The organism is Stenotrophomonas sp. GD03680, from assembly GCF_029844625.1.
Taxonomy (GTDB): domain Bacteria; phylum Pseudomonadota; class Gammaproteobacteria; order Xanthomonadales; family Xanthomonadaceae; genus Stenotrophomonas; species Stenotrophomonas maltophilia_P.
In genome coordinates this window covers 20,995-41,477 of the sequence record NZ_JAOCKC010000022.1, presented here as the reverse complement: position 1 = coordinate 41,477, position 20,483 = coordinate 20,995, and the positions used below count along the sequence as shown (strand labels likewise).

Sequence of the window (20,483 nt, the reverse complement as noted above, 5' to 3'; positions counted from 1 at the left end):
CGGCACCCCGGTCGGGGTCGGATCCCTTTCGCACGCGGACGGGATCTGACCCCTGGATTTTTCACGCCACACCGCTTGAATCCGTCTGCGATTGCCGCCAGTCTGTGACCATGCCGGACCGGATCACACTCCCCGACTGGGATGCACTGGCCGACCTCGAAGACGAGGCGCTGCCGTTGTTGCCGACCGCGCTGCTGATCGCGCGCGATGAATATCCGGATCTGCAGCCGTCCACTTACGACGCGCTGATCCAGAGCCATGTCGACCACCTTCGCGCCGAAGTGGACAGCATCGAGCGCAGTCCGCTGAAAATGGCCGCGATCAATCGCCACCTGTTCGACGAACTGGGCTACAGCGGCGACCACGACGAGTATTACGATCCGCGCAACAGTTATCTCAACCAGGTATTCGAGCGCAGGCTCGGCAATCCGATCTCGCTGGCGCTGGTACAGATGGAGGTCGCGCGGCGGCTGGGCATTCCGCTGGACGGCGTGTCCTTCCCCGGCCACTTCCTGGTGCGCCTGCCGGTGGATGACGGTGTCCTGGTGATGGACCCGTTCAACGGCGGTCGGCCGCTGGATGTGGACGAACTGCGGGAGCGCGCAAAGTCACATCTGGGCGGGCAGATGCCCGACGACCAGGTGCTGGCGCAGATTCTCGATCCGGCACCGTCCCGCGCGATCCTGATGCGGATGCTGCGCAACCTGCACGGCGTGTATGCCGAGGCCGGTGAATGGGACCGTGCCGCGCGCAGTGCCGACCGCCTGCTGAAGCTGGCGCCGGAGCAGGACGACGCCCTGCGCGACCGGGGCCTGGCCTACCTGCAGCTGGAGTACCTGACGGGAGCCCGGCACGATCTGGGGCAGTACCTCAAGCGCAATCCCGAGGCCAGCGACGCGCAGTGGCTGCGCGAGAAGCTGATCGATCTGGGCGGGCCGATGCCACGGCTGCATTGAGGCGGTCGGTGCGCGGACCTGCGGCCCGCCCCACGTCCGTCAATCGACCTCGACCATCTCGAAATCGGCCTTGGTGACGCCGCAGTCCGGGCAGGTCCAGGTGTCCGGAATGTCTTCCCAGCGCGTGCCCGGCGCAATGCCCTCTTCCGGCAGGCCGTCGGCCTCGTGGTAAAGGAAGCCGCAGACCACGCACATCCAGGTACGCAGGGTGGTGGGGGTGGCGTCGCTCATCGGATAATCGGGGTTGAATTCACGGGCCGCCATTGTCCCATCGCGGTCCACTCACCGGTAGCCATCGATGACCTCTGCTTCCCCGGCGCCCCGTGGCGTCTACCTCATCACCCCGGATGAGCCCGACACCGTACGCCTGCTGGCCCGCACCGCGCCCTTGCTGGCCGCCGGCGCCACCTGGCTGCAGTACCGCAACAAGACCGCCAGCGACGCGCTGCGGCTGGAACAGGCCACCGCACTGCAGGCGCTGTGCGCAGAGCACGGCGTGCCGCTGATCGTCAATGATGACCCGGTACTGGCCCGGGCCGTGGGCGCAGCCGGCGTGCATCTGGGCGGTACCGACGGCGACATCGCCAGCGCGCGCGCCCTGCTCGGTGCCGACGCCATCATCGGCGCCTCCTGCTACGACCAGCTGGCCAACGCCGAGGCCGCCGCAGCCGCTGGCGCCAGCTATGTGGCCTTCGGCGCCTTCTTTCCGACCACCACCAAGATCACCACCAGCCGTGCCCACATCGATCTTCTGCGGCAGAGCGGCGCACTGGGCGTACCGCGGGTGGCGATCGGCGGCCTGACGCCGGACAATGTCGGTCCCCTCATCGAGGCCGGCGCCGACCTGGTGGCCGTGGTCAGCGGCATCTACGCCGCAGCGGACCCGGTCGCCACCCAGCGCGCCTACCTCGCCCAGTTCCGGTAACACCCAGGAAACCCGATGAACCACGACCAGTCCCACGCCCTGTTCTCCCGTGCCCAGCACTTGCTGCCGGGCGGCGTCAATTCGCCGGTCCGCGCGTTCAAGTCGGTCGGCGGCGAGCCCTTCTTCGTCGAGCGCGCCGATGGCGCCTACCTGTACGACATGGACGGCAACCGCTACATCGACTATGTCGGTTCCTGGGGTCCGATGATCGTCGGCCACAATCATCCGGCCGTACGCCAGGCGGTGAAGAAGGCCGTCGAACAGGGCCTCTCGTTCGGCGCGCCGTGCGCCGCCGAAGTGACCATGGCCGAGACCATCACCCGCCTGGTGCCGTCCTGCGAGATGGTGCGGATGGTCAACTCCGGCACCGAAGCGACCCTGTCGGCGATCCGCCTGGCGCGCGGTGCCACCGGGCGCAACCGCATCGTCAAGTTCGAAGGGTGTTACCACGGCCATGGCGACTCGTTCCTGGTCAAGGCCGGCAGCGGCATGCTGACCCTCGGTGTGCCCACCTCGCCGGGCGTTCCGGCAGGCCTGAGCGAACTCACCCTGACCCTGCCCTACAACGACTTCGAGGCCGCCACCGCACTGTTCGAGGCACAGGGCAGCGAGATCGCCGGCCTGATCATCGAACCGGTGGTGGGCAACGCCAACTGCATCCCGCCACGCGACGGCTACCTGCAGCACCTGCGCGAGCTGTGCACGCAACACGGCGCACTGCTGATCTTCGATGAAGTGATGACCGGCTTCCGCGTGGCGCTCGGCGGCGCGCAGGCGCATTACGGGATCACGCCGGACCTGACCACCTTCGGCAAGATCATCGGCGGCGGCATGCCGGTGGGCGCCTATGGCGGTCGCCGCGACCTGATGCAGCAGATCGCCCCCGCCGGCCCGATCTACCAGGCCGGCACGCTCAGCGGCAATCCGGTGGCGATGGCGGCCGGCCTGGCAATGCTGGAACTGGTCCAGCAACCCGGCTTCCACGCCGACCTGGCCGAGCGCACCGCACGCCTGTGCGAGGGCCTGGAAGCTGCGGCCGCAGACGCCGGAGTGGCCGTGACCACGACCCGGGTCGGCGCGATGTTCGGGCTGTTCTTCACCAGCGAGAAGGTGGAGACCTATGCGCAGGCCACCGCCTGTGACATTCCGGCGTTCAACCGCTTCTTCCACGCCATGCTGGACCAGGGCGTGTTCCTGGCGCCGTCGGCGTACGAGGCCGGCTTCCTGTCCAGTGCGCACGACGATGCGGTGATCGAAGCGACGCTGGCCGCTGCACGCGTGGCGTTCAAGGCCGCCAAGGGCTGAGCCCTGCCCATGGCGGGTGCCAACCTTGGTTGGCACTGCCTTGCACCGTATCCACGCCTGGCGTGGATCTACTGCAACGTGTAGAGCCGAGCCATGCCCGGCTCATCGTACGCAGCGCGGAAAAGAGCAGTCGAGCATGGTGCGACGCTGCAAACGGCGTCAACCAAAGACGAACGTGCCCTTCATCATCGCGAAGTGGCCGGGGAACGAGCAGAAGAAGGTGTAGTCACCGCCCTTCTGCAGGCCCTGGGTAGAGAAGCGCACGCGCGTGGTCTCGCCGCCGCCGATCACCTTGGTGTGCGCCAACACGCGCTTGTCGGCCTTCGGCAGGTAGCTGTCGGCCAGGGTCATGCGCATGCCCGCCATCGCCACCGGCTGGTAATCGGCACTGCGGGTCAGCACCCAGTTGTGGCCCATGGCAGTGGCGGCCAACTTGCCGGTGTGGCGCAGGGTCAGATCCACGGCGGTGCAGTCGGCGGCGACCTTGATCTCGCGGCTGCTGAAGCTCATCTGGTCGGTGCTGTCGATGCTCACCGCACACACACGCGCCATCGCCGACGGCGCCAGCATCAGCGCGCCCAGTCCCACTGCCACCATCCAAGCCTTCATCGTTGCCTCTCCTGCGGATTCAAGCGCCATTCTAGGCAGCCCCCCGTGGCCGCGTCTGCGACCGTCTGTCGCATGCCCGCTCCAGGGTTTCCCGCACACTTGCCGCAATGGCATGCTCGGCCGATGCGGATCGACCTGTTGCTGCTGGATGTAGACGGCGTGCTGGTGCATTACCAGCGCGCGCAACGCGTGCTGCATCTGGCGAAGGCGCTGGGGGTTCCGACGCAGGCCGTGCAGGCCGCGTTGTACGACAGCGGGCTGGAAGCCGCGCATGACAATGGCTTGCTGGGCGGCCCTGCCTATCTGGCGCGATTGGGAGAGCTTCTGCACAGGACCATCGACGTGGACACCTGGACCGCAGCGCGGCAAGCCGCGAGCCATCCGCAGCGCGCAGTCCTGCAACGGCTGCGGGCCCTGCAGCTGCCGATGGCGGTGCTGACCAACAATGGCGCGCTGATGAAGCAGGCGTTGCCTTCCCTGCTGCCGGAGCTGTTCCCTGCCCTGCTGGGTCGCGTGTTCTGCAGCGCCGATTTTGGCCTGCGCAAACCGGCGCCGGAGGTGTTCCTGCGCACGCTGGAGATGCTTGATGCAGCGCCTGCGCACACGCTGTTCGTCGATGACCTGTTCGCCAACGTGAGCGGCGCACGCGCCGCTGGGCTGCACGCGGAAACGGTGCACGATGGCCGTGGGCTGGGCAAGGTGTTGAAACGCTACCGGATCACGTGACCGCTGTAGAGCCGAGCCCATGCTCGGCTGCTGTTGCCTGACGTGGAGATGAGCCGAGCATGGGCTCGGCTCTACAGCGATTCCGCGGCAGCGGGGTCAGCGCCAAGGCTTCAGCGTGCGGCGACGAACGCCGCAACAGCGGCACGCAGGCGCTTCAGGCCTTCGGCCACTTCTTCGTCGGTGATGTTCAACGACGGCACGAAGCGCAGCACGTCCGGACCGGCCTGCAAGGTCAGCAGGCCGTGTTCGGCCGCGTGATCGAGGATGGCACCGGCCTGCCCGGCGAAGTCCTTGGCCAGGACCGCGCCCAGCATCAGGCCGCGACCGCGTACGCCACTGAACACGCCGAATTCCTCGCTGATGCGGGCGAAACCATCGCGCAGCGCCTTCGACTGGCGGCTGACATTGGCGGCGATCTCAGGCGAGGACAGTTTGCGCAGCGCTACGCGGGCGACGGCAGCAGCCAGCGGATTGCCACCGAAGGTGGTGCCGTGCGCACCGAACTGCATGGTCTCGGCGACCTTCGGGCCGGCCAGCATCGCGCCGATCGGGAAGCCGCCTCCCAGCGCCTTGGCCAGGGTGACCATGTCCGGCACCACGTCATCCTGCCAGTGCGCGAACAGCGTGCCGGTACGGCCCATGCCCGCCTGGATCTCATCCAGCACCAGCAGCGCGCCGTGCTGGTCGCACAGCTCGCGCACGCGCTTGAGGAAACCGGACTTGGCCGGCATCACGCCACCCTCGCCCTGCACCGGCTCCAGCATCACCGCCGCCACGTCGCCCGCGGCCATCGCCGTTTCCAGCTGCACTTCGTCGTTGAAGTCGATGTAGCGGAAGCCACCGGGCAGCGGCTCATAGCCTTCCTGGTACTTCGGCTGGGCGGTGGCGGTCACCGCGCCCAGGGTGCGGCCGTGGAAGCTGCCGCGGAACGTGATGATCACCCGCTTGTCAGCCGGCCGCCCCTGGCTGGAGGCCCACTTGCGCACCATCTTGATCGCCACTTCATTGGCTTCGGCGCCGGAATTGCACAGGAACACGCGCTCGGCGAAGCGGCTGGCCTTCACCAGCTCTTCCGCCAGGTACAGCGGCGGTGCGCTGTAGAACACATTGCTGGTGTGCCAGAGCTTGCCGGCCTGCTCGACCAGTGCCGCCACCAGATCCGGGTCGTTGTGGCCCAGGCCGCACACGGCGATACCGGCCGCCAGATCGATGAACTCACGGCCCTGGCTGTCCCACACGCGGGCGCCCTGGCCACGCTCCAGCACCACCTGGCGAGGCTTGTAGACCGGCAGGTAGTAGTGCGAAAGGGAGATCAGCGGGTCGGTCGCGGCGGTCATGGCAGTCGGCAGGATTCAGGAATGCCCATTCTCGCGCCGGAACCCCTGCGGCACAATGCGCCCATGCGACCGTTCTCCGCCCCCCAGCTGAACCCCGCCACCGAAACCGGCTGGCGCCGCCAGTGGTTCGACATCATCTACCGGCACGATACCCGGCCCTCGCGCAATTTCGACCTGCTGCTGGTGGTGACCATCATCGCCAGCATCCTGGTGGTGATGATCGACAGCGTGCAGCACCTGCACGCCGAGTGGTCCACCAGCCTGTACGTGCTCGAGTGGGGCTTCACCCTCATCTTCACCGCCGAGTACCTGCTGCGGCTGGCGGTGGTCAAGCGCCCGCTGCGCTATGCCGTGAGCGTGTGGGGCATCATCGACCTGCTCTCGATCCTGCCCGCGTACCTGTCGATGTTCATCCCCGGCGCGCAGAGCCTGCTGGTGGTGCGCGCACTGCGCATCCTGCGCGTGTTCCGCATCCTCAAGCTGACCCGCTACATCGAGGAAAGCGGCGTGCTGATGCAGTCGCTGTGGCGCAGCCGGCGGAAGATCCTGGTGTTCCTGTTCACGGTGATCACCATCACCATCATCGCCGGCGCGCTGATGTACGTGATCGAAGGACCGGAGAACGGCTTCAGCAACATTCCTGCCAGCATGTACTGGGCGGTGGTGACCATGGCCACGGTCGGCTTCGGCGACATCGTGCCGCAGACCGTGCTCGGCCGCTTCGTCACGTCCGTGCTGATCCTGATCGGCTACAGCATCATTGCCGTGCCCACCGGCATCTACACCGCTGAACTGGCCAGCACCATGCGCGAGGCCGAGCTGGCGGCACGCCGCGATGCCCGGGGTTGCCCGCACTGCGGGCTGGAAGGCCACGAACCGGATGCACGCCACTGCCGGGCCTGCGGCAACGCGCTGCCGGAAGCCTTCAACCGCTGACCCGTACCTGCGCGGGGCGGTGAGCGGCCTGCCGCCGCTCCCGCCTCAGCGCATCTGATTGCTGGCACTGACCAGTGCGTCGGCACACTGGACTGTCACCCGGATCTACTGCCGGTTGCTCTGGAACACCAGCGCGTTGTAGATATGCAGCAGTCGCCCGGCCGAACCCCGCGGGGCCATCGACGGCGAATCCAGCATGCGCCGCTCGAAGTCGTTGTACGGGGTCTTGCTGCTGACCCGCTGCAGGCGCTCCTTGCCCTCGCGACGGAAGTTCTCGGCTTCGCGCTCGAAGCTGTTCCAGTCCAGCTTGCCCGGCTCCTGATCGGCCACCTTGGCATGTGCTTCGTCGGAAATGCGATTGAAGGCCTGCAGCCGTTCATCGGCCTGCGCCGGATCGAAATCGTCGTCGCCCATCAGGTCCATGATCGCTTTCGCTTCCAGCATCATCGCCAGCCGGTAGTACTCGCGGGTGCGGCCCTCGGCCTGTTCCAGCGCCTTGAGGTGCTCGCGCTGGGCAGCATCGTTCTGGCGTTCCAGTTCAACGTTGAACGTTTCGCTGGCGCCGGCGAAGGCCTTGAACGCAGCCATAAGCGGCGCGTGCAGCTGCTTGCCCTTGGCGAACTGGTCGTCCTCGTAATCCTGGCGCTCGTAGTAGTCGTGTGCCTCATGGCTGACCGGCACCAGTGCCTTCAGCGCCTGCAGGTAGCGGCCAGCCGCCGCATCGAGTTCCGGCAGCGCGGGCTGGGCCGCGATCGCCTCGGTGATCGGTGCGTCGCACTGCTTCATGTCGTAGTCGTCGATCTCGCTCGGTCCGTACACACGGGTCTCGCGTCCGCTCGGACCGGCCTCCAGATCCTTGATCCAGCCCGTGTAGGCGCGGGCGCTGCCATGCACCTCGGAATCGACCGCGTTGAAGCAGCCGATATAGGCGTTGAGCTTGGCGGTCAGCTGCTGCTGGGCATCCTGCGTAGGCGCGGCATCGGTCTTGTCGGACGTGCCGGGCGAAGTGGACGGCTTGCCACCACAGGCGACCAGGGCAAGCGACAACGACGCAGCGAGCAGCGCTGCAGTGGTACGACGGAGCATCTACGCACATCCTTGTTGAAAACGATTACAGCCGCGAATTCTATCGCAGTTGGCCGATCATGACACTCGCATCGGATCAGTCGAGGAACAGATCCGGCACCAGCGGCCGCGACGGATCCACCGCGTAGCCGGACAGGTCGGTGATGCCGGCCTGTGCCAGCACCTCGTCATCGATCAGGAACTGGCCGTGGAAACCCGCGGCTTCGCGTACCAGCACTGCATGCGCGGCATCGGCCATGATCTGCGGCGTGCGGCATCCCGCCGCGTCAACGCCGGGGATCATGTTGATGGCGTCGGTGGCGATCACCGTGCGCGGCCACAGCGCATTGACCGCCACGCCCTGCGGCCCGAACTCGGCGGCAAGACCGAGGGTGACGAAGCTCATGCCCATCTTCGCCAGCGTGTAGCCGGTATGCGCGCCCCACCACTTCGGTTCCAGGCTCGGCGGCGGCGCCAGGGTGAGGATGTGTGGATTCGGGGCCTGCCGCAGGTACGGCAGGCAGGCCTGTGCGCACAGGAAACTGCCACGCGCATTGACCTGCTGCATCAGGTCGAAGCGCTTCATCGGTGTCTCCAGCGTGCCGCGCAGCCAGATCGCGCTGGCATTGTTGACCAGGATGTCGATGCCACCGAAGGTATCGACCGTCGCGGCGACGGCCGCCTGCACCTGCTCTTCCTCGCGGATGTCGCATTTCAACGCCAGGCCCTGGCCGCCGGCCGCATTCACCGCATCGGCAGCGCTGTGGATGGTGCCCGGCAACTTCGGGTTAGGCACCGACGACTTGGCCGCGATGGCCACGTTGGCACCATCGCGCGCGGCACGCAGCGCGATCGCCAGGCCGATGCCACGCGAGGCACCGGTGATGAAAAGGGTCTTGCCCTGCAGACTGCCCACGTTCCAGACTCCAGCGTATGCAATGAGCGGCTAGTATGCCGCGGCGACGCGGAGTTCACCCCGTCTTGACGATACTCGGGCCTCCAGTCAACTCACGAGGTCCACGCCATGCGCCGTTCCCGTCTGCTGCTGCCTGCCCTCGCACTCGCCCTGATGACCGCCTGCCAGGGCAGCTCGCCCGAGCCCGGCAAGGAACCTGTCGCCACGGACACCCCCAGCGCGGAGAAGGCAGCGACCGATGGCCGGATGCGCTGGAGCGAGGCGGTGGTGTGGGACGGCGACCTCAACGCCTGCCGTCAGGGAGGCGATGCGGCGACGCGCGACTGCCTGCGCGATGCGATGCGCAGCGGCGGCGCCAGCTCGGATGCAATCACGGCCGCCGAGCAGCTTTCCACCGGCGGCGAACTGGCCTATGTCAGCGCGTGGCATGAGCATGACGGACTGGGCGTGGCCACGGTTGAATATCCCTTCCGCGCCAACACCAACCAAGGCACGCGCCTGGTGGATGCAGGCGGCAAGCGCATCGATGTCGATGCGGTGCAGCTGGACGATGCGCTGCGCGCCGACCCGACTGTGCAGGCAGTGCTGAAGGCCAACCCGCAGGCGACGCCGTTCGCACCGGCGCAGGCCGCAGGCACCGCACCACTGGAAGGCGGCGGCATCCGCCTGCTGTACCGCACGCCGCTGCGCGACTGCCATGCCTGCCCGGATGTGGGGCAGCTGCAGATCGGCTATGACTTCGATGCCAAGCGGAACTTCATTGGCCAGCAGCTGGTGCCGGCAACGCCCTAGCGCTCCGGTGGCGCCGGGTGCCGCCGGGCCCGGCCTACCCGTACGCGCGTACCTGCCTGCGCAGCAGATGCGGCACGATCAGCCGGTGCATCGGGTCCACAGGCAGCATGTACAGGCGCCCGAACGCGTTGTGCGTATGCACCACCGTCGCCACTTCCAGCGTGTCACCCTGCCACTGCAGCGCCAGCTGCACGTGCAGGTGCCGGTCGTCATCCTCCAGCACGATGGCATCATCGTGCAGCGACTGCAGGGTGAAAATGCCGAGCCGCTGCCCGGGACTCGGATGCTGCGCAGCCTGCACCGCACGCAGCGAACCCAGATCCTTCATCCCGAGCAGGCGCATGCCCTGGTTGCGCAGCGCCATCAGCCCGTCAAACCACGCGGGGACTGTCGCTGCCATGTCGCGATAGGCCTGCAGTGCACTGCGCCCCTGTCGATGGGTGGCGACGCGGCAGGCATGCACGAAACCCGCACCCGCCAGCTGCGGATGCAGGACGCTGGCCGCGCTCGGCAGCGTGGTCACTACGTTCCACCGTCTCACGGCTTCGGCCCCTGCCCTTCGTTGTCTTCCCAGTGCAGGATGCGCCGTGTGACGAAGCGGTAGACCGGCTTGCCGGTGGCGAACCACAGTTCGCGTACCCACGACGTGCGCTTGAGCACGCGCTTCTCCACCGGCGTCAATGACTCGCGGCAGTACATGCGTTTGTGCTTGAGCAGATGGCGCAGATCCTCGCGGGCCAGCAGGCGCATCCAGGGCGAACGCGGATTGCCGATCACCGCCAACTGGAAGTCGATCAGCGCCGGACGACCATCGTCGGTGACCAGCCAGTTGGCCTCCTTGGCCAGGTCGTTGTGGGCGACGCCGCGCCGGTGCAACTGCCGCAGCAGGCGCCGCGCGGCGCGGAACCAGGCGAGGTCGCCGCGCGGCGGGCGCTGGTACATGGCATCGCCGGCCATGAAACTGCGATCCAGGTGGCGGCCATCCCAATCGATCAGCTGCGGGACATCGGCCATGCCGTGGATATGGCGCAGCGCGCGTGCTTCGCGCCGCGCCAGCCACCACGCCGGCAGGCGCAGCCACAACGGCGTCGCCCCCAGATCGCGGCGCACGAACGGCCCGTCGGGGCCCTCCATACGAAGGATGCGGCCGAAGCTGTCGGCCTTCAATGCATGTGGTGGGACGTCTGGCGAATGCGGCATGGCGCCATTCTAGGCGATGCCGACGGTGGCAAACGGTCGGCAAGCGGCTGGGAACCAGTCACCTTCACGCCCTTATAATCGGGCAATGGACTCTTCATGGATCGACGCCACCCTTGCGTGGATTGCCGCTCATCCCGTGCTGGCGGGCGCGGTCATTTTTCTGATCGCGTTCTGCGATGCGGTCATCATTCTCGGCGCCATCGTGCCCGCACTGCCCCTGCTGTTCGCCGTGGGCGTGTTCATCGGCCTTGGCCAGATCTCCGGGCCGTACGCGGTCGCTGCGGCAGCGCTGGGTGCATTCGCGGGCGACGGCATCAGCTACTGGATCGGCCGCCGCTGGGGCGATCGCCTGCGCGGCGTGTGGCCGTTCAGCCGCTACCCGCAACTGCTGGACCGTGGCGAGAACCTGTTCCGCCGCAATGCCTTCAAGAGCATTCTTGTGGCCCGCTACGTCGGCGCGATCCGGCCGTTCGTCCCCGCCATCGCCGGCATGATGAACATGCCCGCCAGCCGCTACATGCAGGCCAGCGGCATCGCCAGCATTTCCTGGGCCGTGCTGTTCCTGGCGCCAGGCTGGATCCTGGGCGAAGCCTATGACGCGGTCGCGGCCGTGGCAGGTCGCCTGGTGGTGGTGGTCGGCCTGCTCGCGGTGATCCTCAGCCTGGTCTGGGCGATCGTGCTGTACGGCTACCGCTGGTCCGCCGCGCGCATGGATCATTGGCTGTCGCGCCTGCTCGACTGGTCCAACCGCCATCCGACTCTGGGCCGTTACACGGTCGGCGTGCTCGACCCGAAGCGGCGCGAGTCGGTGCCGTTGGCGATGCTGGCACTGATGCTGCTGCTGCTCGGCTGGGGCTGGTTCGCACTGCTCACCCTGGTGGTCGCGCACGGTGAACCGCTTGCGGTCGATCTGCTGGTGCACCAGGCCATGCTGGCGCTGCGCAACCCGCTGGCCGACTACCCGATGGCGGCGCTGGCCTCGCTCGGCGCATGGCCGGTACTGCTGCCGGCCACCGCCGCGGCGATGGGCTACCTGATCTGGCGCCGGCGCTGGATGGCTGCGGCGCACTGGCTGGCCGCGCTCGCCTTCGGCCTGGCCCTGACGCTGCTGCTCGGCGCGACCGTGGATGTGGTCCGCCCTGTCGATGCCAGCAGCGGCTTCGGCTTCCCGTCGGTATCGGTGACCATGGCCACCATCACCTTCGGCTTCTTCGCGGTCCTGATCGCGCGCGAGATGCCCGGCCGCACCCGCGTCTGGCCGTACCTCGTATCGGGCATCGTGGTCAGCCTGATCGGCTTCTCGCGCCTGTATCTGGGCGCACACTGGCTGAGCGATGTGATCGGCGGCATGCTGTTCGGCACGTTCTGGCTGCTGGTGCTGGGCATTGCTTACCGCCGCCGGTTCAACCGGTCGTTCTGGGTCAAACCGGTCGCCTGGCTTTTCTACGGCGTCTTCGCCGTTGCCGCGATGTGGTATGCGCCGCGCAACATCGCGGTGAAGCTGGAACGTTTCGAGCCGTCCCTGCCCGCCGCGCAGGCGATGGATATGCAGGCGTGGTGGCAGCACGACTGGTCCGCGCTGCCGGCGCGCCGCAACGAGTTCGACGATGACCAGCGCTGGCCGCTCGATGTGCAGGTCGCCGGCCCCCTGGCCCCGTTGCAGGCACAGCTGGAGGCACGTGGCTGGACGCTGCAGGAGCAGGCCGGTTGGCAGGAAGCATTGCTGATGCTGGACAAGGACACCGGTGCGGAGCAGCTGCCGGTCTTGCCGGCAACGCTGGACACGCGCGTGGAAGCATTGCTGATGGTGCGCCAGGGGGCGCGTCCGGACGAGCGCTACGTGCTGCGCCTGTGGCCGGCCGCCGTGCAGCTGCAGCCGGGCGACACGCCACTGTGGCTGGGCAGCGCACAGACCCTGCGCTACGAGCGCCACTTCCAGTGGATCGGCATGTGGCATCCGCTGCGCGGCGTGGATCCAGCCTTGAACGCGGTGAAGGACGCCGTGCAGGAACTGCCGCAACGCGAGGATGTGCACGGCGAAACCGGGTTGCCGGTACTGCGGTTGAAGACCGTCGCACCGTGAGGAGCCGCCGGGCATGGCCCGGCGCTACCGCGCGGGATGATTCTTTACGGCATCCAGCCCAGCAGCTGCTGCAGGCGCTGATGCGGGTCGTCCATCTGCAGCAGTTGCAGGCGCTGCTGTTCGCTCAACGGCAGCAGCTCGGCCAGGCGCCAGCCGACCCAGCTTGCCTGGTCCAGCAACGCGGGGTTGGCCGGAGCGTAGGCTTCGCCGGCCTGCTCGATGATGTGACCGAGCACGGTGGCCAGCAGCGCATGCTGTGGACGCAGCTCGTCATCCGGGTCTTCTTCGCACCAGCGCACATCGGCCACCACCAGGCCGTTGTCGCGCACCCGGGTGCGCTCGACATGGAAGCGGCGGGTACCGCGCAGGCGCAGCTGCAGCACGCCGTCGGCGCCGACATCGAAGTCCTCGATGCGTACCTGCACACCGTAGGCGGCCGGCGTTGCCGGCGCACCGACCTCCTGGCCATCAAGGATCAGGCAGACGCCGAATCCCTCCGCACTGCGGCCGCTGTCGCGGATCAGGTCCAGATAGCGGCGCTCGAACACGCGCAGGCCGATCGCCGCGCCAGGCAGCAGGGTGGCGTGCAGCGGGAACAGGGGCAGTGACGCGTCCGTGCTCATCGCGCCTGCAATGCTGCGAGGAAACGGCGCGGCGCGCCGTCGAAGCCACCATTGGACATGAACACCACGTGGTCACCGCGGTGCACGCGCTCCTGCAGCTGTGCCAGCAATGCGTCGGTATCGGGTACCGCGTGCGCGTGGCCGCGCACCGCTGCGATCACCGACGCTGCGTCCCAGGCCAGCTCGGGACGATGCAGGAACACCACCTCGTCGGCCAGCGCCAGCGAAGGCGCAAGCGCGTGTGCATGTGCGCCCAGCCGCATCGAATTGCTGCGCGGTTCCATCGCCACCACGATGCGTGCATCGCCCACCTTGGCGCGCAGGCCCTCGAGGGTGGTGGCGATCGCGGTGGGATGGTGCGCGAAGTCGTCGTAGACGGTGATGCCGTCGTGGCTGCCGATCACTTCCATGCGCCGCTTGACGCTGCGGAAGCGCGCCAGCGCCGGGATCACCTCGGCCGGTGCCACGCCCACCGCATGGGCAGCGGCCAGCGCAGCCAGGCCATTGAGCACGTTGTGCCGCCCCAGCAGCGACCATTGCACATCGCCCAGCGCTTGCCCGTGGTGGTGCACGCGGAAGGCGCTGCCATCGGCGGCCAGCAGTTCGGCATGCCATTCCAGCGCCGGATCGAATCCGAAACGCTCGACCGGCGTCCAGCAGCCCATTGCCAGCACTTCGGCCAGGTGCACGTCCTCGCCGTTGACGATCAGGCGGCCGCGCGCCGGCACGGTGCGCACCAGATGGTGGAACTGGCGCTGGATCGCGGCCACGTCCGGGAAGATGTCGGCGTGGTCGTATTCGAGATTGTTGAGGATGGCGACCAGCGGCCGGTAGTGGACGAACTTGCTGCGCTTGTCGAAGAAGGCGGTGTCGTACTCATCGGCTTCCACCACGAACTCACGGCCCTGGCCGAGGCGGGCGGAAACGCCGAAATCCTCGGCCACGCCACCGATCAGGAAACCCGGTGCGCGACCGGCATTCTCCAGCAGCCAGGTGAGGATGGTCGTGGTGGTGGTCTTGCCGTGGGTGCCGGCCACAGCCAGCGTGTCGCGGCCCGGCAGCACCTGCTCGGACAGCCACTGCGCGCCGGAACTGTAGCGCTGGCCGGCGTCGAGCACGGCCTCCACGGCCGGGTTGCCACGCGAGAGCGCGTTGCCGATCACCACCTGGTCGGTGCCCGCCGGCACGCTGTCGACCCGGTAGCCCTGGTCCAGGGTGATGCCCAGCTGCTCCAGCTGGGTCGACATCGGCGGATAGATGGCCTGGTCACTACCGCTGACCGTATGGCCCAGTTCCCGCGCCAGGGCGGCCACGCCACCCATGAAGGTGCCGGCGATTGCAAGGATATGTACGCTGCTCATGAGCGAGGATTGTGACCGATCACGGCTGTATAGGGCCAATGTCCGTAATGGGGTCAGACAAGTCCTACACCCGATGTGAGAAAACTCCAGCCACCTGTCAGGGAATTCCCGATAGCGATGTTCTGTGAACCCGGACACAATTCGGATTGCCAGCCGCAGTACCCGAACCGGTCCTACTCCCCAAGAGGCCATCCCCAAGGGAGCTCATGCTGCGGGGCCCTGAGCAAGCCCTCCGCTGGCACCTATGAAAACGACACAGGCCTGGTCCGCAAGGACCAGGCCTGTGTTCTGCATGCCGACCGCAGCCGCCCGCGCGTCTGGTTCAGGCCTTGATCGCGGCCAGGATGCGGGCTTCGATCTCGTCGAGCTCGCCGACGCCATCGACGCGGGCCAGGGTGCCCCGGCCTGCATAGAAATCCACCACCGGCGCGGTCTGGTCGTTGTAGACCTGCAGGCGCTGGCGCACCGATTCGGGATTGTCGTCGGCGCGGCCCTGCTCCTTGGCGCGGCCGGCGATGCGTTCGACCAGCAGTTCGGTGGCCACATCCAGCTGCACCACCGCATCCAGCGGCTGACCGATCTTGGCCAGCAGGCCGTCCAGCGCATTGGCCTGCGCCACGTTGCGCGGGTAGCCATCCAGGATGAAGCCCTTGGCGACATCCGCCTGGGCCAGCCGCGACTCAAGCATGCCCAGCAGGATCTCGTCCGACACCAGGTTGCCGGCATCCATCACCGCTTTCGCCTGCTTGCCCAGCTCCGAGCCCGCAGCGATCTCCGCACGCAGCATGTCACCGGTCGAGATATGGGCGATGCCCAGCTTGTCCTTCAGGCGCGTCGCCTGTGTCCCCTTGCCCGAACCGGGCGGTCCCAACAGAACCAATCGCATTGACCTGACTCCAACGTGTTGAAAACAAAGAAGGTTCGCGTCCCGGACGGTCCGGTATCGCTGCACCGCAATAGCGCCACTTTACCGCATCCGGGTAATGTCCCTGCAATGTCCCTCCCCTGAGCAGGTAGAAGCATGCGCAACGGTACCCTCCTCTATGCCCAGTCCGGTGGTGTCACCGCGGTCATCAACGCCACCGCTGCGGCGGTGATCGAACAGGCCCGGGCCAAGGGCATCAAGGTCCTGGCGGCCCGCAACGGCATCCTGGGCGCCCTGCGCGAAGAGCTGATCGATACCAGCAGGGAGAGTGCGGCGGCCATCCGCGCCCTCGCCCATACACCGGGCGGTGCCTTCGGTTCGTGCCGCTTCAAGCTGAAGTCGCTCGATGCCGACCGTGCGCGCTACGAACGTCTGCTGCAGGTCCTGCGCGCGCACGACGTGCGCTGGTTCCTCTACAACGGCGGCAACGACTCGGCCGATACCGCGCTGAAGGTCTCGCAGCTGGCCAAGGCCTCCGGCTACGACCTGACCTGCATCGGCGTGCCGAAGACCATCGACAACGACCTGGCTGTTACCGATACCTGCCCCGGCTTCGGCTCGGCGGCCAAGTACACCGCGGTGTCGGTGCGCGAGGCGGCGCTGGATGTCGCGGCGATGGCCGAGACCTCCACCCGCGTGTTCATCTACGAGGCGATGGGCCGCCATGCCGGATGGCTGGCCGCTGCCGCAGGCCTGGCCGGCAATGGCGACGATGAGGCCCCGCACATCATCCTGCTGCCCGAACGTGCCTATGACGAGGCCGCCTTCCTGGCCAAGGTCAAGGCGGTGGTCGAACGCGTCGGGTACTGCGTGGTCGTGGCCTCCGAGGGCATCGCCACGGCGGATGGCCGCTTCGTCGCCGATGCCGGCGGCAGCAAGGATTCATTCGGTCATTCGCAGTTGGGCGGCGTCGCCGCGCACCTCGCTGGCCGGGTCAAGGACCAGTTGGGGCTGAAGGTGCACTGGGCCCTGCCCGATTACCTGCAGCGCTCGGCACGTCACATCGCCAGCCGCACCGACTGGGACCAGGCGCAGGCCGTGGGCAAGGCGGCCGTGCAACTGGCATTGAAGGGCCAGAACGGGGTGATGCCGGTGATCGTGCGCAGCAGCGACGCACCGTACCGCTGGAAGATCGAGTCCGCGCCGCTGTCGAAGATCGCCAACCACGAGAAGAAGATGCCAGCCGGCTTCATCCGGCGCGACGGCTTCGGCATCACTGCCCGGGCGCGCGCCTATCTGTCACCGCTGATCAAGGGCGAAGCGCCACTGCCGTACGGCGCCGATGGCCTGCCGAAGTATGTGACGCTGAAGAACGTGGCAGTGAAGAAGACGCTGCCGGCCTTCGAGGTCTGACTGCGATCATGGCCCTGCGGATCGTCCGCCTCGGTTCTCCGCGCGTTCCGGGCGAAGGCCTGCGCATCGGCACCGTACGCCGCCCGCCGCGCGGCGTGCCACGCAGCGAGTTCGTCCGCCAGGACTGGTACGACGTCTGGTTCCCGACGTTGTCGCCCAGCGCGGAACGAGTGAAACAGGCTCGCGGGGCGACCACCGCGGCCGACTGGAATGCCTTCTTCCGCAGCTACCGTGCCGAGATGAAGGCGCCCGACGCAGCCCACGCGCTGGATCTGCTGGCCGCGCTGTCGCAGCACACCGACATCAGCGTGGGCTGCTACTGCGAGGATGAGGCGCACTGCCATCGTTCGGCACTGCGTGACCTGCTGGTGGCCCGCGGTGCGAAGCTGGCCGAGTGATGGCAGGGGTGCCGGCCAGCGGCCGGCACTACCGGGTTCTCCGCCGGGCATGGCCCGACGCTACCGGTGCGCGCCGAAGTACATCCACGCCCTGCGTGGCTTCGCCCTGCCGGACGGCGTCAGTTGCAGGCCTTGCCTTCCACCTGCAGCTGCGCGGCGAACATCGTCACCTGCGGAATCTTGCCGGCGGCGGCCTGCTTCTTTGCTTCTTCCAGATAGATGCGCGACTGCCCCTGGCCGTCCAGCGCCTGGCGGTTGTCGACCGGCAGACGCCACACCCGCACCACCGCCTGCTGTGCCGGGCACGTCGCGCTGGGCACGCGGATCACGTCATTGAGCTTCCAGCCCTTGTCGACAGCGGGCTGCGCCTTGGCGAAGTCGACAAAACGAGCGCGCGGCTGGCACTGCTCGCTGGTACGGACCACGGCGAATCGATACGGCTCGGCAGCCTGGCCGGTGAAGGCGCCCTCCAGCCGCGCACAGGCTTCGGGAATCTGCCGCAGCGTGTGTACCGCTCCCACCGCCTGCGGCGCACCCACCGCGCGTTGCAGTTCCGGGGTCTCGGCGGCAGATGCAGGCATTGCCGGCACAAGGGCGGCAAGCATCAACAGGGACAGACGCATGGGAGGGTCTCCTTCAGGACTGAGCGCAGGCTTGCAGAGGAAGGCTTAACAGGGTGCAAAGGCGCGTCGGTGGAGGGGCAAGCGCTGCGCCTTCCACGCACGGCGCTACCATCCGGGCGCATGTGCACGCATACTGCGGCCACCAGGGAATGCTGAACACCGCCATACGTCGGACGACCGCCACGGTCGGCACGGGTTGGTTCCAGGCTGCAGCCCGTCGTCCCCCTCGTGGTGAAGTTCATCGCCACTGGATGCTCATCATCCATTCTGCGGAGGGGTCTAATGCTGGAACGTCACGGGCTGTCATTGGCGCTGGGCTGCGCCATTCTCGCGATCCTGTTCGGAATCGTCTCGGCGCGCTGGATCCTGCGCCAACCCACCGGCAATGAGCGCATGGTCGCGATCGCCACCGCGATCCAGGAGGGCGCACGCGCCTATCTGAACCGCCAGTACCTGACCATCGGCATCGCTGGCGCGGTGTTGTTCGTGCTCGTAGGCGTGTTCCTGAGCTGGTACACCGCTGTCGGCTTCGCGGTGGGTGCGGTGCTGTCTGGCGTTGCCGGCTACATCGGCATGAACGTGTCGGTGCGCGCCAACGTGCGGACCGCTGAAGCCGCACGCAACGGCATCAGCGCCGCGATGGACGTAGCGTTCCGTGGCGGTGCGATCACCGGCATGCTGGTGGTCGGCCTGGGCCTGCTGGGCGTGGCCGGCTATTACGCCCTGCTGCTGCGGCTCGGGCTGCAGATGGACCAGGCGCTGCATGCGCTGGTCGGCCTGGCCTTCGGCTCTTCCCTGATCTCGATCTTCGCGCGCCTGGGCGGCGGCATCTTCACCAAGGGCGCCGACGTCGGCGCCGACCTGGTCGGCAAGGTCGAAGCCGGCATTCCCGAAGACGATCCGCGCAACCCGGCGGTGATCGCCGACAACGTCGGCGACAACGTCGGTGACTGCGCCGGCATGGCCGCCGATCTGTTCGAAACCTACGCGGTCACGGTGATCGCAACCATGCTGCTGGGCAGCCTGATGCTCGCCGAAGCCGGCGCCAACGCCGTGCTGTATCCGCTGGTGCTGGGAGGCGTGTCGATCATCGCATCGATCATCGGCGCGCTGTTCGTCAAGGTGAAGCCCGGTGGCTCGATCATGGGGGCCCTGTACAAGGGCGTGATCGTGTCGGGTGTTCTGGCGGCGATCGCCTTCTACCCGATCACCACGGGGCTGATGTCCGACAACGTGCACGGTCCATTGGCGCTGTATGGCTGCGCCCTCATCGGCCTGGTCCTGACCGGCCTGATCGTCTGGATCACCGAGTACTACACCGGTACCCAGTACAAGCCGGTGCAGCACGTCGCCCAGGCGTCGACCACCGGACATGGCACCAACATCATCGCCGGCCTCGGCATCTCGATGAAGTCCACCGCGCTGCCGGTGGTGGCGGTCTGTGCCGCGATCTGGGGCGCCTACGCGCTGGGCGGCCTGTACGGCATCGCCATCGCCGCTACTGCCATGCTGTCGATGGCCGGCATGATCGTGGCCCTCGACGCCTACGGACCGATCACCGACAACGCGGGCGGCATCGCGGAGATGGCCGAACTGCCCTCGGAGATCCGGGACATCACCGATCCGCTTGACGCGGTGGGCAACACCACCAAGGCAGTGACCAAGGGCTATGCGATCGGCTCGGCGGCGCTGGCGGCGCTGGTGCTGTTCGCCGACTACACGCACAACCTGCAGGCGGCGAATCCCGGGCAGGAGTTCCGCTTCGACCTAAGTGACCACACGGTGATCATCGGCCTGCTGATCGGCGGCCTGATTCCGTACCTGTTCGGCGCGATGGCCATGGAGGCGGTGGGTCGTGCCGCCGGCGCGGTGGTGGAGGAAGTGCGCCGGCAGTTCCGCGACATCCCCGGCATCATGCAGGGCACCGGCAAGCCGCAGTACGACAAGGCCGTGGACATGCTGACCCGTTCTGCGATCCGCGAGATGATCCTGCCCTCGCTGCTGCCGGTGGTGGTGCCGGTGGTGGTCGGCCTGCTGCTGGGCCCACGCGCGCTGGGGGGCCTGCTGATCGGTACGATCGTCACCGGCCTGTTCGTGGCGATTTCGATGACGACCGGCGGCGGTGCCTGGGACAACGCCAAGAAGTACATCGAGGATGGCCACTTCGGCGGCAAGGGCAGCGAAGCGCACAAGGCCGCGGTGACCGGCGACACGGTCGGCGACCCGTACAAGGACACGGCAGGGCCGGCGATCAATCCGCTGATCAAGATCATCAACATCGTGGCGCTGCTGCTGGTGCCGCTGCTGTAGCGGATCGGTGGAGCCGGGCGTGGGCCCGGCTCCATCCCCT

At 67.5% G+C, this 20,483-nt stretch carries 21 protein-coding genes; 10 read left to right on the top strand and 11 right to left on the bottom strand.

Annotated elements, in window-relative coordinates; genetic code table 11:
* The first annotated feature begins 110 nt into the window (after window positions 1-110).
* Entirely contained in the window at window positions 111-956 is an 846-nt protein-coding gene (locus tag N5J29_RS16435) for a SirB1 family protein (RefSeq protein ID WP_053519834.1), read from the top strand.
* A gap of 39 nt (window positions 957-995) precedes the next feature.
* Here N5J29_RS16435 and N5J29_RS16430 read toward each other — a convergent pair whose 3' ends face one another.
* A complete protein-coding gene (locus N5J29_RS16430) occupies window positions 996-1,220 on the bottom strand; it encodes a rubredoxin (protein WP_053519835.1) in 225 nt (74 codons plus the stop codon).
* A 34-nt stretch (window positions 1,221-1,254) separates the two neighbouring features.
* Between N5J29_RS16430 and thiE the strand changes: the two genes are divergently transcribed.
* Together thiE and hemL are read left to right on the top strand one after the other, a co-directional pair.
* Window positions 1,255-1,881 (top strand): thiamine phosphate synthase, encoded by a 627-nt coding sequence (gene thiE / locus N5J29_RS16425; RefSeq protein WP_164150877.1) that lies wholly within the window; start codon window positions 1,255-1,257, stop codon window positions 1,879-1,881.
* Between the two features lie 15 nt (window positions 1,882-1,896).
* On the top strand, window positions 1,897-3,186 hold the full coding sequence (gene hemL / locus N5J29_RS16420; protein WP_164150876.1) for a glutamate-1-semialdehyde 2,1-aminomutase: 1,290 nt from the start codon (window positions 1,897-1,899) through the stop codon (window positions 3,184-3,186).
* A 159-nt stretch (window positions 3,187-3,345) separates the two neighbouring features.
* On the opposite strand, the gene azu is transcribed toward hemL, so the two are convergent.
* The gene (azu, locus tag N5J29_RS16415) at window positions 3,346-3,795 is read right to left on the bottom strand and encodes an azurin (RefSeq protein ID WP_050509801.1); all 450 of its coding nucleotides are present in this window, start codon (window positions 3,793-3,795) and stop codon (window positions 3,346-3,348) included.
* Window positions 3,796-3,918: 123 nt separating this feature from the next.
* Here azu and N5J29_RS16410 point away from each other — a divergent pair, with 123 nt between their 5' ends.
* Complete coding sequence (locus N5J29_RS16410; RefSeq protein ID WP_164150874.1) at window positions 3,919-4,521, top strand: HAD-IA family hydrolase; 603 nt, start codon at window positions 3,919-3,921, stop codon at window positions 4,519-4,521.
* Between the two features lie 110 nt (window positions 4,522-4,631).
* On the opposite strand, the gene N5J29_RS16405 is transcribed toward N5J29_RS16410, so the two are convergent.
* Complete coding sequence (locus N5J29_RS16405; RefSeq protein WP_164150873.1) at window positions 4,632-5,858, bottom strand: acetylornithine transaminase; 1,227 nt, start codon at window positions 5,856-5,858, stop codon at window positions 4,632-4,634.
* A 63-nt stretch (window positions 5,859-5,921) separates the two neighbouring features.
* Between N5J29_RS16405 and N5J29_RS16400 the strand changes: the two genes are divergently transcribed.
* Window positions 5,922-6,794, top strand: coding sequence for an ion transporter (locus N5J29_RS16400; RefSeq protein ID WP_053519846.1), 873 nt, complete (start codon window positions 5,922-5,924; stop codon window positions 6,792-6,794).
* A gap of 105 nt (window positions 6,795-6,899) precedes the next feature.
* Here N5J29_RS16400 and N5J29_RS16395 read toward each other — a convergent pair whose 3' ends face one another.
* Together N5J29_RS16395 and N5J29_RS16390 are read right to left on the bottom strand one after the other, a co-directional pair.
* Complete coding sequence (locus N5J29_RS16395) at window positions 6,900-7,880, bottom strand: YiiG family protein (protein ID WP_164150871.1); 981 nt, start codon at window positions 7,878-7,880, stop codon at window positions 6,900-6,902.
* 76 nt (window positions 7,881-7,956) lie between these two features.
* Complete coding sequence (locus N5J29_RS16390; protein WP_065181697.1) at window positions 7,957-8,775, bottom strand: NAD(P)-dependent oxidoreductase; 819 nt, start codon at window positions 8,773-8,775, stop codon at window positions 7,957-7,959.
* Window positions 8,776-8,883: 108 nt separating this feature from the next.
* Here N5J29_RS16390 and N5J29_RS16385 point away from each other — a divergent pair, with 108 nt between their 5' ends.
* Window positions 8,884-9,567, top strand: a complete 684-nt coding sequence (locus tag N5J29_RS16385) for a hypothetical protein (protein ID WP_111186792.1) — start codon at window positions 8,884-8,886, stop codon at window positions 9,565-9,567.
* A 34-nt stretch (window positions 9,568-9,601) separates the two neighbouring features.
* On the opposite strand, the gene N5J29_RS16380 is transcribed toward N5J29_RS16385, so the two are convergent.
* Together N5J29_RS16380 and N5J29_RS16375 are read right to left on the bottom strand one after the other, a co-directional pair.
* The gene (locus N5J29_RS16380) at window positions 9,602-10,108 is read right to left on the bottom strand and encodes a DUF2867 domain-containing protein (protein ID WP_053519843.1); all 507 of its coding nucleotides are present in this window, start codon (window positions 10,106-10,108) and stop codon (window positions 9,602-9,604) included.
* Window positions 10,105-10,767, bottom strand: coding sequence for a phosphotransferase (locus N5J29_RS16375; RefSeq protein WP_164150869.1), 663 nt, complete (start codon window positions 10,765-10,767; stop codon window positions 10,105-10,107). Before N5J29_RS16375 ends, N5J29_RS16380 begins: the two co-directional genes overlap by 4 nt.
* A gap of 85 nt (window positions 10,768-10,852) precedes the next feature.
* Between N5J29_RS16375 and N5J29_RS16370 the strand changes: the two genes are divergently transcribed.
* The gene (locus tag N5J29_RS16370) at window positions 10,853-12,850 is read left to right on the top strand and encodes a bifunctional DedA family/phosphatase PAP2 family protein (RefSeq protein ID WP_164150867.1); all 1,998 of its coding nucleotides are present in this window, start codon (window positions 10,853-10,855) and stop codon (window positions 12,848-12,850) included.
* 44 nt (window positions 12,851-12,894) lie between these two features.
* Here N5J29_RS16370 and N5J29_RS16365 read toward each other — a convergent pair whose 3' ends face one another.
* The 3 genes from N5J29_RS16365 to N5J29_RS16355 form a co-directional block, all read right to left on the bottom strand.
* Window positions 12,895-13,473 carry an LON peptidase substrate-binding domain-containing protein gene (locus tag N5J29_RS16365; protein WP_065175087.1) on the bottom strand — a complete coding sequence of 193 codons (579 nt, stop codon included), beginning with the start codon at window positions 13,471-13,473 and terminating at the stop codon, window positions 12,895-12,897.
* A complete protein-coding gene (mpl, locus tag N5J29_RS16360) occupies window positions 13,470-14,834 on the bottom strand; it encodes a UDP-N-acetylmuramate:L-alanyl-gamma-D-glutamyl-meso-diaminopimelate ligase (protein ID WP_065181702.1) in 1,365 nt (454 codons plus the stop codon). Before mpl ends, N5J29_RS16365 begins: the two co-directional genes overlap by 4 nt.
* Before the next feature lie 322 nt (window positions 14,835-15,156).
* Window positions 15,157-15,720, bottom strand: a complete 564-nt coding sequence (locus N5J29_RS16355; RefSeq protein WP_053519211.1) for an adenylate kinase — start codon at window positions 15,718-15,720, stop codon at window positions 15,157-15,159.
* Window positions 15,721-15,855: 135 nt separating this feature from the next.
* On the opposite strand from N5J29_RS16355, the gene N5J29_RS16350 reads away from it, so the two are divergent.
* Both N5J29_RS16350 and N5J29_RS16345 read left to right on the top strand, forming a co-directional pair.
* The gene (locus N5J29_RS16350) at window positions 15,856-17,112 is read left to right on the top strand and encodes a 6-phosphofructokinase (RefSeq protein ID WP_053519209.1); all 1,257 of its coding nucleotides are present in this window, start codon (window positions 15,856-15,858) and stop codon (window positions 17,110-17,112) included.
* 8 nt (window positions 17,113-17,120) lie between these two features.
* Window positions 17,121-17,510, top strand: a complete 390-nt coding sequence (locus tag N5J29_RS16345; RefSeq protein ID WP_164150863.1) for a DUF488 family protein — start codon at window positions 17,121-17,123, stop codon at window positions 17,508-17,510.
* Between the two features lie 119 nt (window positions 17,511-17,629).
* On the opposite strand, the gene N5J29_RS16340 is transcribed toward N5J29_RS16345, so the two are convergent.
* Window positions 17,630-18,133, bottom strand: coding sequence for a hypothetical protein (locus N5J29_RS16340; RefSeq protein WP_065175090.1), 504 nt, complete (start codon window positions 18,131-18,133; stop codon window positions 17,630-17,632).
* A gap of 282 nt (window positions 18,134-18,415) precedes the next feature.
* Here N5J29_RS16340 and N5J29_RS16335 point away from each other — a divergent pair, with 282 nt between their 5' ends.
* Entirely contained in the window at window positions 18,416-20,443 is a 2,028-nt protein-coding gene (locus N5J29_RS16335) for a sodium-translocating pyrophosphatase (RefSeq protein ID WP_065175091.1), read from the top strand.
* Window positions 20,444-20,483: the final 40 nt, after the last annotated feature.

Coding starts and splice junctions, on each gene's coding strand:
- azu (WP_050509801.1), bottom strand. CDS start 3,795: ATGAAGGCTTGGATGGTGGCAGTGGGACTGGGCGCGCTGATGCTGGCG.
- N5J29_RS16385 (WP_111186792.1), top strand. CDS start 8,884: ATGCGCCGTTCCCGTCTGCTGCTGCCTGCCCTCGCACTCGCCCTGATG.
- N5J29_RS16410 (WP_164150874.1), top strand. CDS start 3,919: ATGCGGATCGACCTGTTGCTGCTGGATGTAGACGGCGTGCTGGTGCAT.
- N5J29_RS16430 (WP_053519835.1), bottom strand. CDS start 1,220: ATGGCGGCCCGTGAATTCAACCCCGATTATCCGATGAGCGACGCCACC.
- N5J29_RS16400 (WP_053519846.1), top strand. CDS start 5,922: ATGCGACCGTTCTCCGCCCCCCAGCTGAACCCCGCCACCGAAACCGGC.
- mpl (WP_065181702.1), bottom strand. CDS start 14,834: ATGAGCAGCGTACATATCCTTGCAATCGCCGGCACCTTCATGGGTGGC.
- N5J29_RS16395 (WP_164150871.1), bottom strand. CDS start 7,880: ATGCTCCGTCGTACCACTGCAGCGCTGCTCGCTGCGTCGTTGTCGCTT.
- N5J29_RS16365 (WP_065175087.1), bottom strand. CDS start 13,473: ATGAGCACGGACGCGTCACTGCCCCTGTTCCCGCTGCACGCCACCCTG.
- N5J29_RS16350 (WP_053519209.1), top strand. CDS start 15,856: ATGCGCAACGGTACCCTCCTCTATGCCCAGTCCGGTGGTGTCACCGCG.
- N5J29_RS16375 (WP_164150869.1), bottom strand. CDS start 10,767: ATGCCGCATTCGCCAGACGTCCCACCACATGCATTGAAGGCCGACAGC.
- thiE (WP_164150877.1), top strand. CDS start 1,255: ATGACCTCTGCTTCCCCGGCGCCCCGTGGCGTCTACCTCATCACCCCG.
- N5J29_RS16435 (WP_053519834.1), top strand. CDS start 111: ATGCCGGACCGGATCACACTCCCCGACTGGGATGCACTGGCCGACCTC.
- N5J29_RS16355 (WP_053519211.1), bottom strand. CDS start 15,720: ATGCGATTGGTTCTGTTGGGACCGCCCGGTTCGGGCAAGGGGACACAG.
- N5J29_RS16405 (WP_164150873.1), bottom strand. CDS start 5,858: ATGACCGCCGCGACCGACCCGCTGATCTCCCTTTCGCACTACTACCTG.
- N5J29_RS16370 (WP_164150867.1), top strand. CDS start 10,853: ATGGACTCTTCATGGATCGACGCCACCCTTGCGTGGATTGCCGCTCAT.
- N5J29_RS16340 (WP_065175090.1), bottom strand. CDS start 18,133: ATGCGTCTGTCCCTGTTGATGCTTGCCGCCCTTGTGCCGGCAATGCCT.
- N5J29_RS16335 (WP_065175091.1), top strand. CDS start 18,416: ATGCTGGAACGTCACGGGCTGTCATTGGCGCTGGGCTGCGCCATTCTC.
- N5J29_RS16345 (WP_164150863.1), top strand. CDS start 17,121: ATGGCCCTGCGGATCGTCCGCCTCGGTTCTCCGCGCGTTCCGGGCGAA.
- hemL (WP_164150876.1), top strand. CDS start 1,897: ATGAACCACGACCAGTCCCACGCCCTGTTCTCCCGTGCCCAGCACTTG.